13 protein-coding genes are annotated in these 13303 nt (G+C 41.7%); 9 read left to right on the top strand and 4 right to left on the bottom strand.

The window, feature by feature from the left end; genetic code table 11:
* The first annotated feature begins 134 nt into the window (after nucleotides 1-134).
* The 6 genes from E0709_RS01035 to E0709_RS01010 all read left to right on the top strand — a co-directional run bounded on the left by E0709_RS01035 (nucleotide 135) and on the right by E0709_RS01010 (nucleotide 5421).
* On the top strand, nucleotides 135-1058 hold the full coding sequence (locus E0709_RS01035) for a DMT family transporter (protein WP_132299677.1): 924 nt from the start codon (nucleotides 135-137) through the stop codon (nucleotides 1056-1058).
* 41 nt (nucleotides 1059-1099) lie between these two features.
* Nucleotides 1100-1975, top strand: coding sequence for an AraC family transcriptional regulator (locus E0709_RS01030; RefSeq protein ID WP_132299675.1), 876 nt, complete (start codon nucleotides 1100-1102; stop codon nucleotides 1973-1975).
* A 219-nt stretch (nucleotides 1976-2194) separates the two neighbouring features.
* Nucleotides 2195-3157, top strand: a complete 963-nt coding sequence (locus tag E0709_RS01025) for a mannose/fructose/sorbose PTS transporter subunit IIB (protein ID WP_132299673.1) — start codon at nucleotides 2195-2197, stop codon at nucleotides 3155-3157.
* Between the two features lie 9 nt (nucleotides 3158-3166).
* Nucleotides 3167-3964 carry a PTS mannose/fructose/sorbose transporter subunit IIC gene (locus E0709_RS01020; protein ID WP_132299671.1) on the top strand — a complete coding sequence of 266 codons (798 nt, stop codon included), beginning with the start codon at nucleotides 3167-3169 and terminating at the stop codon, nucleotides 3962-3964.
* A gap of 14 nt (nucleotides 3965-3978) precedes the next feature.
* Nucleotides 3979-4806, top strand: a complete 828-nt coding sequence (manZ, locus tag E0709_RS01015; RefSeq protein ID WP_132299669.1) for a PTS mannose transporter subunit IID — start codon at nucleotides 3979-3981, stop codon at nucleotides 4804-4806.
* A 240-nt stretch (nucleotides 4807-5046) separates the two neighbouring features.
* Nucleotides 5047-5421, top strand: a complete 375-nt coding sequence (locus tag E0709_RS01010; protein ID WP_132299667.1) for a hypothetical protein — start codon at nucleotides 5047-5049, stop codon at nucleotides 5419-5421.
* Nucleotides 5422-5695: 274 nt separating this feature from the next.
* Here E0709_RS01010 and E0709_RS01000 read toward each other — a convergent pair whose 3' ends face one another.
* Nucleotides 5696-6229 (bottom strand): TetR/AcrR family transcriptional regulator, encoded by a 534-nt coding sequence (locus E0709_RS01000; protein WP_132299665.1) that lies wholly within the window; start codon nucleotides 6227-6229, stop codon nucleotides 5696-5698.
* Between the two features lie 202 nt (nucleotides 6230-6431).
* Between E0709_RS01000 and E0709_RS00995 the strand changes: the two genes are divergently transcribed.
* The 3 genes from E0709_RS00995 (at nucleotide 6432) to E0709_RS00985 (ending at nucleotide 8975) form a co-directional block, all read left to right on the top strand.
* The gene (locus E0709_RS00995) at nucleotides 6432-6707 is read left to right on the top strand and encodes a glutathione S-transferase N-terminal domain-containing protein (protein WP_132299663.1); all 276 of its coding nucleotides are present in this window, start codon (nucleotides 6432-6434) and stop codon (nucleotides 6705-6707) included.
* 83 nt (nucleotides 6708-6790) lie between these two features.
* Entirely contained in the window at nucleotides 6791-7789 is a 999-nt protein-coding gene (locus tag E0709_RS00990; RefSeq protein WP_132299661.1) for a PDDEXK nuclease domain-containing protein, read from the top strand.
* 133 nt (nucleotides 7790-7922) lie between these two features.
* Nucleotides 7923-8975 carry a Fic family protein gene (locus tag E0709_RS00985; protein WP_132299659.1) on the top strand — a complete coding sequence of 351 codons (1053 nt, stop codon included), beginning with the start codon at nucleotides 7923-7925 and terminating at the stop codon, nucleotides 8973-8975.
* 200 nt (nucleotides 8976-9175) lie between these two features.
* Here the strand turns inward: E0709_RS00985 and E0709_RS00980 are convergent, their stop codons facing one another.
* The 3 genes from E0709_RS00980 to E0709_RS12370 are packed head-to-tail and all read right to left on the bottom strand — an operon-like array spanning nucleotide 9176 to nucleotide 13291.
* Complete coding sequence (locus tag E0709_RS00980) at nucleotides 9176-10159, bottom strand: ATP-binding protein (protein WP_391540683.1); 984 nt, start codon at nucleotides 10157-10159, stop codon at nucleotides 9176-9178.
* Nucleotides 10160-10201: 42 nt separating this feature from the next.
* Nucleotides 10202-12280, bottom strand: a complete 2079-nt coding sequence (locus E0709_RS00975; RefSeq protein ID WP_132299657.1) for a TonB-dependent receptor — start codon at nucleotides 12278-12280, stop codon at nucleotides 10202-10204.
* Between the two features lie 30 nt (nucleotides 12281-12310).
* Complete coding sequence (locus E0709_RS12370; protein WP_207905204.1) at nucleotides 12311-13291, bottom strand: ABC transporter ATP-binding protein; 981 nt, start codon at nucleotides 13289-13291, stop codon at nucleotides 12311-12313.
* Nucleotides 13292-13303: the final 12 nt, after the last annotated feature.

Below are 13303 nucleotides of genomic sequence, written 5' to 3'. Positions count from 1 at the left end.
GTAAATTTTCGGGCAGATTATAGGAGGGTGTATGTAAACACAATAGTCAGCACTGTAAATATCGCAACCCATCTTGCCTAATTCGCTAAAATAGTGCACAATATTCCCATGCAAATTCCCCCATAAGGATAACCATGCTCTACATTCTTCTTGGTATCTCGGCAGGCTTTGGCATTGCCTTGCAAACCGTGTTTAATACACGTTTACGCACTGTCCTACATTCGCCTTTATTGGCTTCAATGGTATCGTTTGGTGTGGCGTGTTTGATTATTTTTGCCTTGCTACTCGGCAATGATGGCTTAGGCTTGCATATTCCAACAAATACTCCGTTTTGGGTGTGGCTGGGCGGTGTGTTTGGTGTGGTCGGTTTAACTACCACGATTATCCTTTTCCCTCACCTTGGTGGTGTGCAAACTTCGCTGATGATTATCTTGGGGCAAGTGTTGATGGGCTTGTTGATAGACCATTTTGCGTGGTTTGGCAGCCAAGAATACGCCTTAGCATTCAGCCGAATGTGTGGGACATTACTGGTACTGGTTGGTAGTTTTGCGGTGATCGCTTTACCAGCCTTAAAAACTGGCGTATTCAGCCAAATACAAGCTCAGGGATTGTGGTTGTGGCGACTGTTTGGCATATTGGCAGGCATGTCAGTGGCAAGTCAATCGGCAATCAATGGACAATTAGGGCAATTATTAGGCTCGCCCTTGCAAGCAACACTGGTTTCGCTTATCGCTTCACTATTAGCATTAGGGGCATGGATTAGCCTAAAAAACCTCCAAGAATGGGGAAATTTCCGTCAATTACGTCACGTTAAACTACCATTGTGGGCATGGTGCGGCGGCGTGATGGGGGCGTTATTTGTGGCATCTAACACCTTACTCGTCCCCCATATCGGTACTGGGCAAACCGTGCTATTTGGCTTGTTTGGTATGTTGCTCGGCAGCGTATGCGTGGATCAATTCGGCTGGTTTGGTGCATCTAAAAAGCCATTAATCATCGGGCAACTTGTCGGCTTAGTGACAGTATTCGTTGGTGTAGGTATTATTCGCTTGACTTGATATTTGCCCAATTCTACAATTTTTAAATAAGAGAACCCAAAATGATCTCAGCTCAAATCACCCAAGCCTTACTTGCCATTTGTCCCAAAAACAGCATTTGGCAAACACCGATAGATGGTTTATTTTTGCACCATTTAGACAGTCCGCAGATGATGAACGGTTTTCGCCAACAGCCGAGTTTGTGCATGATGTTAATGGGCGAACGCCAGCTATGTATCGGTAACGAATGCTGTCGCTTTAATCAAGATAATATGAGCCTTTGCCCTGTGAATACGCCTGTAACCATGACGGTCGATCACGCTACGCCAAATAAGCCGTATTTTGCTCTGTCCTTGCAGTTTGATTTGGTTATGGTTGCTCGTATTGCCAGTCAATTAAACTTGCACAATCCAATAAATAATAGCATTCAGCCACAAGATTTTCTGACCTTATTTAATCCTAATCAAGAACTGATTAACGCCTTAGAACGGCTGCTTACGTTGCTCTATGCCCCTAATTTTGAACAAAAAATTACCATACTCGCCCCTTTGTATTTGCAGGAAATTTACTACTATCTACTCACTAGTCCACAAGGCGATAAACTGTGTGAATTATGCCGTCAGGGTAGCCACGCCGAACGAATTAGTAAAGCCACGGCTTGGCTCAATCAGCATTTTAGCGAACCGTTGGATATTGCCCAGCTTGCCAGCTTGTGCGGTATGAGCATATCTGGCTTTTATCAACATTTCCGTCATATTACCCAACAAAGTCCATTGCAATATCAAAAAAATCTGCGTCTGACTGAAGCGCAACACCAAATTCAACAACACTCCGCCCCAATTTCCCAAATTGCCTATAACGTGGGTTATGAAAGTCCAAGCCAGTTTAGTCGGGAATATAAACGGTATTTTGGGCGTGCGCCAAGTGAGGAAATTTAGTTAGTAACTATTATTTTCTAAATTTCTTCTATAAAAATATAAATATATTTAATTATCTCTCTTCATATTTTTAAGAAATGTCGTTTTTTTATTAAATTTGTGATCTAGTTCACACTTTTTCTAAATATATTTGTTGCAAAAAACATCATTACGTGTAAATTATGCTCAAGCTGAAACGTTACAGCTTAAAATTATTTAATAACCTATGGAGATCTGAAAATGACTCATCTTATCGTTGCAACACACGGTAAATTTTCTGCAGAAATCGTCAACTCAGCGGCAATGGTTTTCGGTGAAGATGAAAATACCCATGTTGTTACTTTCCTCCCCGGTGAAGGAGGTGATGATTTAATGGTAAAATATCAAGCCATTATTGCCAATTTACCAGAAAATGAACCCGTTTTATTCCTAGTGGATTTATTCGGGGGTAGTCCTTATAACGCCGCAGCTCGGCTGGCAACAGAACGACCTCATACTGATATTGTGACAGGCATTAGTTTGCCAATGTTGCTCGAATGTCTTGATGCGAAAGACAGCTGTTCTCTTGCAGAATTGGTAGAAACGGCAAAAGAAGTCGGTGTGCAAGCAGTAAAATCTTTCCGCAACCCTGAAGCGAAAGCAATACCAGTCAAATCGACCAATCCCACTCCCATTCAAACCGAAAAACCATCAACTCATCTCAATGGTAATTTAAATATTTCCTTGTTGCGAATTGATAGCCGTTTAATTCATGGTCAAGTGGCAACATCTTGGGCGAAAGCAGTGAAGTGTGAAGCGATTTTTGCTGTTAATGATGAGGTGGCGAAAGATGATTTACGCCGTGAATTGTTACTACAAATTGTGCCATCAGGCTTAAAAGGCTATGTGATTCCGGTGGAAAAAGCCATTAAGGTGTATCACAACCCCAAATACACTGGAAAAAATATTTTATGGTTAGTTACTAATCCTGCTGATATTGTACGTTTAATTGAAGGGGGAGTGAAAATTAACAAAGTCAATGTAGGTGGAATGACTTACAAAGACGGTAATAAACAGCTTTCAGAAGCAGTAACCGTCAGCAAAGCAGATGTAGAGGCTTTCAAAAAATTGATCGATTTAGGGGTAGAGTTGACCATGCAACAGGTTGCTACTAGCTCAAAAGTCGAGATTACCAAAGCAAAATTAAATGCACTTCAATTCTAAGGAAATATTATGACTACAATTGAAATTATTTTAGTGACCCTGGTTGCTGCAGTGTGCGGTATGGGATCCGTATTAGACGAACGTCAAACCCACCGCCCATTAGTAGCCTGTACACTTATTGGTTGGGTATTAGGTGATTTACAAACAGGCGTAATCGTAGGGGGGACATTGGAAATGTTAGCCCTCGGTTGGATGAATGTAGGCGCCGCTATGGCACCTGATGCTGCTTTAGCATCAGTGATTGCTGCCATTCTGGTGATTAAAGGAGGGCAAGATAAAGGCACAGCAATTGCCATTGCCATTCCTGTCGCTGCGGCTGGACAAGTGTTAACTATTTTCGTACGAACCTTAACCATTTTCTTACAGCATAAAGCGGATGATTATGCCGAAAAAGCCAACTTCCGCGGGATTGAACTTTGTCACTTCACTGGGCTTTCCTTACAAGCATTACGGGTGGCGATTCCCACGTTAGCGGTCGCCTTAGTGGCAGGCACTGATACCGTAACCGCTGCTTTAGATGCAATTCCTGAAGTGGTAACTCGTGGTTTGCAAATTGCCGGTGGCTTTATCGTGGTGGTCGGTTATGCAATGGTAATCAATATGATGAGAGCGGGAGCATTAATGCCATTCTTCTTTATCGGTTTTGTGATTGCTTCTTTCTCCAATTACAATTTAGTAGGATTGGGTTTCTTAGGGGCGTGTTTAGCGTTAATTTATATTCAGCTCAACCCACAATTTAACCAATCACAAGCGGTTGCAAGCAACAACAAAAGAGAGCTTGCCGACGATGAACTTGAAGGTCTATAAGAAGGAATTTTAACATGTCTGAGAAAAAACAATTAACCCCAGCAGATATTCGAGCAACTTACTGGCGTTCTACCTTTTTACTAGGATCGTTCAACTTTGAACGGATGCAATCCATGGGCTTTTGTGTGTCGATGATCCCAGCGATTAAACGCCTTTATAGCAACAAAGATGATCAAGCTGCCGCCTTAAAACGCCACCTTGAATTTTTTAACACCCAACCTTGGGTGGGTTCCGCTATTATGGGCGTGACTGCTGCTATGGAACAAGAACGTGCCAATGGTGCAGAAATTGATGATGCCGCCATTAGTGGTGTGAAAGTGGGTCTGATGGGACCTTTAGCTGGTGTGGGCGATCCAATTTTCTGGGGAACATTACGTCCAGTGCTTGCAGCTCTTGGGGCGGGTTTAGCTATTAGTGGTAGCTTACTGGGTCCATTATTATTCTTCGTATTAATCAATCTTGCTCGTGCAGCAACCCGTTGGTATGGATTCAAATATGGTTATCAAAAAGGAACAGAAATCGTCGGCGATATGGGAGGCGGTCGTTTACAAAAAGTGACCCAAGGAGCATCTATTCTCGGTCTCTTTGTGATGGGATCGCTGGTATCAAAATGGACCAGTATTAATATTCCATTAGAGTTGTCACGCTACACCAACCAAGCAGGTGAAGAAGTGGTGACCACCGTGCAAAGCGTGCTAAACGATCTTTTACCGGGCTTAGCCGCACTAGTGTTGACCTTTATTTGTATGGCGTTATTACGCCGTAAAATTAATGCGATGTATATCATCTTTGCCTTGTTTGGGGTGGGGATTTTGGGGTATCATTTTGGTATCTTAGCGTGATTTTCTTACTTTCTTTTGCTTGTGCAAAAGAAAGTAACAAAGAAAACACACCCCAGCTTCACCGCTGTTCTTTGCTCGTTTGGCATTTTCTTTACGCTAAATTTTGAACTCGCTTCGCTCAGACAGGCAAAATTTAGCTAAAAATGCCAAGTCGCAAAGGCGGTTCAGATGGGGGCCTGATTTGAATGAGCATAATCAATTTGCGGTGATTTTTTACCGCAATTTGATCAATGGACTATTATGAATATTAAACAATTACTGCAATCACCACCATCTGAAACCTACATCAAAAATTCTTCCAAATTTATCACCGCACTTTTTATTTTGGCAGGTATTTTGCATTACCCAACCAACGGTTATGGTTCAGTGATTGTATTGGGATTTGCGGTGTTTGTGTTGCTCGGACAAAAAATATTACTTTCCCAAGCCAATAAAGATTTTCGGGAAATGTATTTCGCTAAACAGCAATTTGAGCAAACCCAAAACCCTGATTATTTACGCTATATTGATGCGCGTTCCGCACAAATATTGCGGGATAACAAAGTGTTATCCGATAAAGCGAAACTGGAAATTGCAGCGTTAAGGGAGTATGTCACAAAATATTTAGAAAAATAAAGCATCTATCTAAATCCAATAATTTGGATAACGCTTACTTTGTGCCAAGTTGTTGTATAGCAAGGCAACCAGCACCAAAACAATCTCCCCCAAACAAGCTTGGAAACCATAAAAATGACCAGCCTACACCGCCAAGCATCACGATAATCGGATTAGAACCAGCTGGAGGGTAAGGGATACGCTACGTATTATGCAATTGAATCAAAAATTAAAGACGACTTCTATTTTTGCTTTATTGATGACCGCAGTGTTATTGTTTATTTGCCTAATAGTCTCAATGTTCAGCCTGTCCAAAATATCCCACCAACTCCCCCTGCCCCGTCTGGACAGCCACAATCAGCCCTTCGCCAAAAATAAAAGCCCTATCCGCTGCTATTTTCGCTTGCTGTGCGTCTATACTATTATCAGCCACAAAATGCTGATACAACAATTCTCGCACTTGGCGTTTGTGCTGGCTAGCTTGTTGATAAAATGGCGAGTTAGGGTCGGAAAACTCGGCACAGGCATTGATAAATAAACAGCCGTGAAACTCGGGCGAGTGTGTCCACGCACGGATAAAATCCAGATACGCCGTTTCGCTGTATGCACCGCTCACCCCTTGCAAAGCCTGCTCCACAAGGGCGAAAAACTGCTCGTGGCGATAATCCAAAACGGCAGCAATCAAGCCGTCTTTACTGCCAAAATGGGCGTAGAGCGTGCGTTTGGTCGTGCCAGCCTGACTTGCCAACAACTCCACCCCACAAGCATGAAACCCCTGTTCATAAAACAAGTTAAAGGCGGTTGCAATGATTTTTTGCCGTAAATCCATAATTCCCCTTGCCAAAGTATACCGATTAGTGTATTCCATATATACCGTTCGGTTTACTGACTATCTTGCTGATGTTTCACTATACCGCTCATTATACTTCAAACCCTAGGGGAAATGCTATGTCCAATGCCACACAAACTTTTGTAACCTGTGATTTTGCCACAATTGTGCTATATTATACCTAACCGCAAGGAGACGCATCATGCTAAAACTCTACTACCTACAAGGGGCTTGCCCACTCGTTCCACACGTTGCCTTGCACTGGACAAAGGCTGATTTTGAAGCGGTGCGATTGGAACGTGGCGAGCAAAAATCGCCTGCCTTTTTGGCACTCAATCCACAAGGCACAGTGCCACTGTTGACCGATGGCGACTGGACGCTTAGCCAAAACATCGCCATTTTGGACGACTATTTTATTCGAGTGGAGCAGGATAAGGGCGTTCAGGCAGCGTTAAAGGAGCAGGGGTTGGTGGGGTAGTAGTTAATTGACTTGCTTAAATTATTCGCCTTATAATGTGTTTACATACCATTTCCTTTTGGCATCATACAGTTGAAAATAATATGGATAACAACACCTTACCCAGCGATTACACCCAATGGCTTGCCGAAATTAAACAACGAGTCGCCCAAGCACGGCATAAAGCGGTGTTGGCAGTTAATACCGAACTGGTTTGTTTGTATTGGCAAATTGGGCGTGAGATTTTAGAGCGTCAAGCACAGCAAGGCTGGGGCAGCAAAGTCATTGACCGCTTAGGACGTGATTTACGAGAAGCCTTTCCTGATATGAAAGGGTTTTCACGAGCAAACTTGATGTATATGCGAGCTTTTGCCGAAACGTGGACAGATTTTGAATTTGTCCAACAAGCTGTTGGACAATTGCCTTGGGGACATAATGTTTTAATCATTACTCGCTTAAAATCGGCTGATGAACGTTTGTTTTATGTACAAAAAGCCTTGAGCGAGCATTGGTCTCGTACCACTTTGGAAGTGCAGATTAAAAATAATTTGCACCAACGCTTGCCTGATATTTATTCTACCTTAGCCCAAGAAACCTTAAAAGACCCCTATCTATTTGATTTTTTAGGCTTGGGCGAAGATGCTCAGGAGCGTGAAATTGAAGATGCCTTAGTGCGTCACGTTACCCGTTTTTTACTTGAACTGGGTAGCGGATTTGCCTATATTGGGCGACAATATCGCCTAGAAGTCAATGGTGATGAATTTTTTATTGATTTGCTGTTTTATCATACTCGCCTAAAAAGCTATGTTGTGGTAGAGCTAAAAGCCACGGCATTTAAGCCCGAACACGCGGGGCAATTAAATTTCTATTTAGCCGCCGTTGATGCACAACTTAAAGCAGACGATGATAATCCGACTATTGGCTTGTTGCTGTGCCGTACGCAAAATCGCTTGGTGGCAGAATATGCTTTATCGGGCATTGATAAACCGATTGGCGTGGCGGAATATGAGTTAGTACGTCATTTACCTGAAAACTTGCAAAGCAGTTTGCCAACCGTGGGGCAATTGGAAGCGGAATTGGGGGATTTTGAGTTAGGCGATTGAGTTGTAAAAACACATAGAAAAATCACCGCAGTTTCCAAAATCCCCATTCAAGCCCTATTTTCTACATCATAACCTTACTTTATACATCAAACAATGCTAAAATGACGTATAAAAATCACAAATGAGGTAGAAAATGCGAACATTTGATTATCAACACAAACCCCAAGAGTTATTAACCCCTGATATTGTAAAATTGCTCAGCGGTATTCGTGAACATCGTGGCAAGCAAGATTTATTTATTGAAGCGAACCCTGATATTTTAGCTTCCTTATTAAATGTTGCCAAAATTCAAAGTACCAAAGCATCAAACCAAATTGAAGGGATTTTTACCAGCGATAAACGCTTAGCTGAATTGATGGCAGAAAAAACCGAACCGACAAATCGTAGTGAGCAGGAAATTGTCGGCTATCGTGAAGTATTAAACACCATTCACGAAAATTATGAATATATCGGCATTAGCCAAAATTATATTTTGCAACTGCATCAATTACTCTATTCTTTCACGAACGAAAGAATGGGCGGACAGTATAAAAATCAAGATAATAGCATTGCCGAAATAAAAGAAGATGGTTCATCTGTTATTCGTTTTAAACCGCTTTCTGCTTTTGAAACACCGCAAGCCATACAAGATTTATGCACCGCTTATAATCAAGCTGTAAAAGACGATATTTACGATCCTTTATTATTAAGCGGATTGTTTATTTTGGATTTTCTCTGCATTCACCCCTTTAACGATGGCAATGGGCGAATGAGCCGTTTATTAACTTTATTGCTATTATATCGTGCGGATTTTATCGTGGGAAAATATATTAGTCTTGAATTGTTAATTGAAAAAAGCAAAGAATCTTATTATGAAGTTTTGCAACAAAGCTCACAAAGCTGGCACGAAGAAAAGAACGATTACAAGCCCTTTATCCGCTATTATTTGGGGATTATTTTAAAGGCTTATAGAGATTTTGAAAGCCGTGTTTCTACGGTGCAAATCGGTAAATTATCCAAAGCCGAACGCATTGAATATCTACTGCAACAAAGCTTAGGCAAAATTAGCAAACAAGATATTTTATTGCGTTATCCTGATATTAGTAAAATCACCGTAGAACGCACCCTTGCGAATTTGCTCAAACAAGGCAAAATCAGCAAGGTCGGTGTGGGGAAAAATACGGCATATGTTTATCATCACGCTTAGCGTTTTTGCAACTCCAAGTAAAAAAACAACCGCACATTTGCCTAATTCGCTAAATGTGCGGTTTTTGTTTGCCTAGTTTTATGTTACCTGACTATTTATTACGCTTGCCTAATCCCCCAAAATATCGCAAAATATCCCAAACCCCAGTTTAAGGATTATCAAATGCTTTCTACTCAAATCATTCAATCCCTGCTTGCCATTTACTCATAATTATCCAAGTACGCCAAAAACTGTCTTAAACTTAAACAAATAATACCTTGTTCACTATTGCCATCAAACTCATCCATGGTTACCACATATTTCGGATAATTATCCTGAATTTTTAGTAAATTGCCGAACTCTCGTTCTAGCGTTTTTTCTTCGTTAATAGTAAGAGCTGCTTGAACATAAATGCGTTCGCCATTTTTTTCAGCGACAAAATCAATTTCTTGCGTGCCTAATCCACCAATTTTGACATCAAACCCTGCGATTTGCAGATGATTGAAAATGCAGTTTTCTAATAATTTGCCCCGATCTTGCACACGATAACCGATTAAGGCATTACGCAAGCCCAAATCTTCAAAATAATATTTTTCACCAATTTCAAAAATGCGTTTTCCTTCAATATCATAGCGTGGCACTTTATGGATTAAAAAGGCGTTAGCGAGATATTCAGCATAATTTTGCACTTGGGTTGAGTTGGCAGAAATGCGTTGTGATTTTAAAAAATCGCTTATTTTTTTGGCTGAAAATAAATTACCGATATTACTTGCCAAAAATTGCGTGAGTTGCTCTAAAAATCCCACATTTCGCAAAGCGTAGCGATTGACAATATCTCGCACCGCAATAGTGGAATAAATATTGCGTAAATATTCAAAAACGATATTATCTTGCAAGGGCAAATCTTTTAAATAAGGCAAACCGCCGTATTTTAAAAATAACGATAGGGATTTATCGCTGTCGTCCAACTGCATAAATTGCAAAAATTCAGCGTAGGAAAGCGAATGGACGTTGATTTCAATCGCTCGCCCACTTAATGCCCCTGCAATATCTTGCGACAGCAAATGGGCGTTGCTACCCGTGCAATAAAGATCCAGTTCATCGTCTAATAATAAAGAACGCAAAGCCTGTTCAAAATCGTTAATCTCTTGAATTTCATCAATAAAAACAGAATTTTTTTGACCTATCTTTTTCTCTTTTTGCACATAATCCACCAACTCTGATCTGCTCCCTAAAAGATAGATAATTTAATAGCGTAAAGTCATATTTACCCCCAAAGTTCTGCCTGTTGCCACTTGTGCATAATCTGTACCAGCAAAGGTAAATCCATAGGTTCTATACGCTTTATTGGTGAGATTTTGTCCGTATAACATTAACTCAATATGCGGATTGAACGCAATGGCGATATTAGCATCAAGTAAATTGTAAGCATCTTGGCGTAGTTTATTGGCAACATCAAAATAGTGAGTCCCCACTCTGCGTAAGCTGACTTGTGGGCTGATTAACACGTTATTCCAATAAAATCTGCCTTTGGCAGAAAGGGTTAAACCGTATTTCGGGGTAAGTGGGACTTTATTGCCTTGGCAACCTGTGCAAGCACTGGAATCTTCAAAACGGCGGAATGTGGCTTTGTTGATAAAACCACCTGCACCCACGCTCAATGCGTGGTTAATATCCCATTCGGTGTTTAATTCAACTCCAGTAGAGCGAGCATCACCGACATTTCTTAGGGTTTGATTACCTTGATTGCCATCGCCATAAAGCTGAATATCTTTGGTGTTGATACGATAAACAGCAAGATTAGCACGCACATTATTAGCTGTATAGCGTAAACCTGTTTCATAACTGATTGAACGTTCACGCCCAAAACCTGCGGCATCATCAATTGTGGACGGGGCAAGATTGTAACCCAAAGGTTTATAACCTTGACTGACGGTGGCATAGGCACGTAAATTGGGCGTAAATTGGTAGCCTGTGGCAACATGACCCAACCATGTATTTTGTTTTCGGTTCTCTTGCCCTTGAAATGTGCCAGCCCAATTTGCACCGTAAAAATGGGTATTGGCTTTATCTTGGCTAAAACGTGCCCCCGCTTCAATATCAGCTTGTGGCGTAATATGCCAAGTGAGATTGCCGTAGGCTGCTAAGGTTTCTGTTTTATTGTGTGAAGTGGAATCGGTTAAACGATATAGAGACGGTAACACCATATCAAATAAATATTGGCGATCCATTTTTACCTGTTGGCGATACAATCCGAATACCGCATCCCAAGGGCGTTGTTCATCTGTTTCTCTGGTGGCTAAACGGATTTCTTGGGTGTTTTGTTTCCACTGTTCTGATTGCACAGGGAAATAAGCGTCCAAAGGCCAACGGCGTGTGGTATGCACATGCTGATCACTAGCAATCACATTTAACCGCCAAATATCAAAATCATATTGTCCGTTAAGTGCCACGCTATTGGCACAACGTTTTTGATAAAAATCTTGATATTGGGTTGGCAAATCCGCTCGCACAACACCTTGGCGATGATGATAATCATCAAATAAGGTGTAAATCTCTTGATCGGCGGTGGTGCAATCACGTCCTGCGGAAAGATTGATTTCCCACGGTTTACCTGTTGGGGCAAGACGCAATTTCACGTTGCCAGCGGTGTTACGCATACCATTTAAGTCTTTTCTACCCATTGTTTGGCTAGAAATATCGCCGTTAGCATCGCTATTCACAATCGTTGCTGAACCATATAACCAGTCTTTGATCAGTTCCCCAGATCCTTCCGCTCTCAGTTGATAACCATGACGACTGGAAACGCCAGCTTGTACAGCAAATTGCGGTGTAGCATCTGGTTTTTGACTAACGATATTTAATATCCCACCCTGAGCGGATTTACCGTATAGCGTACCTTGTGGGCCTTTGAGTAACTCCACTTGTTCCACATTCAATAAGGATTGAGCAGCAAAGGTAGAAATTTGCGGTACGCCATCCACATACACCGTTAAAGCGGGATTATAAAAATCTTGTGCCGATGTGACCCCACGCACCGTCATAATTGGGAATAAAAAGGTGGCACTGTGGGAAAAATACAGCTCTGGAAAGACTTTACTTAATTCTTCGCTGTTATTGATGTGTGCATGGTGCAAGTCGTCTTGCAATGCCACACTGACCGCACTGTTAATTTTATCCAACTGCAAGTCGGATTTACTGGCTTGCACCACAATGGGTGGCAGTTCGGTAACATCTTGTGGTTGCTGCTCTTGAGCATAAACACTGCCTGTTGCCAAAGCACTAAGCACCCATAAGGTTAAGGGGTTAAGGTTGCAGTTACGCATGGTTTCTCTCCTAAAGAATGATATAAAAAACTAAATCCGCCAATGTTTGGCTTGCTGTTGGTTTTGCCACATTTGGCAATAAGCACCCTGCCGAGCCAAAAGTGATGAATGTGTGCCTTGTTCGATGATTTGCCCTTGATTTATCACTAAAATTTGATCAGCGGTGCTGATGCTAGATAAACGATGAGTAATCACAATCACGGTTTTATGTTGCACTAAACGATTGATGGCTTGTTGTATCGCTAATTGGTTTTCACTGTCTAAGGACGCCGTGGCTTCATCTAAAATCACAATCGGGGCATCTTTTAATATGGCTCGGGCAATGCTGATGCGTTGCCGTTCACCACCTGATAATTGCGAACCAATTTCGCCTACTTGAGTGTGATAGCCTTGTGCAAGTGCGGTGATAAATTGATGACAATTTGCCATTTTGGCGACTTGTTCCACTTCCTGCTCTGTTGCTGTTGGTTTTGCTAAGCGGATATTGTTGAGAATGCTGTCGTCAAACAAATAAACATCTTGAAACACCACGGAAAATAAGCGGTTAAGCTGCTCATTAGGGATATGGCGAATATCTACACCACCAATCAAAATCCGCCCTTGTTGCGGATCAGCATACCGCATTAACAAGCGAATTAGGCTGGTTTTGCCAGAGCCTGACTCGCCAACAATTGCATTTAGACTATGTTGTTTAAACTGAACATTGATGTTATTCAGTGTCACAGACTGCTTGGTATAGCCAAAACTGACTTGCTCAAAGCGAACATCAAACTGTTGCGGTTGCTGATTAGGCGTGGCAATAGCTAAGGGCTGAATGGCTAAAAAATCGTGAATACGGTTTAACGCCACTTGCATTAGCTCAATCACTTTGCTAAATAAAATCAGATTTGCCAATTGCTCGGAAAACCGTATCAATATCAGCACCAAGGCTGCCAGTAAGGCGACCGATAAACTACCTTGATAAACCCAATAAACCCCGATTATCAATACCAGTAATAACGCTAATTCCATACTGCTGGCAAG

The organism is Lonepinella koalarum (genome assembly GCF_004565475.1).
Taxonomy (GTDB): domain Bacteria; phylum Pseudomonadota; class Gammaproteobacteria; order Enterobacterales; family Pasteurellaceae; genus Lonepinella; species Lonepinella koalarum.
The sequence above is the reverse complement of the archived record's forward strand: the minus strand, read 5'-3'. Positions and strand labels throughout refer to the sequence as shown.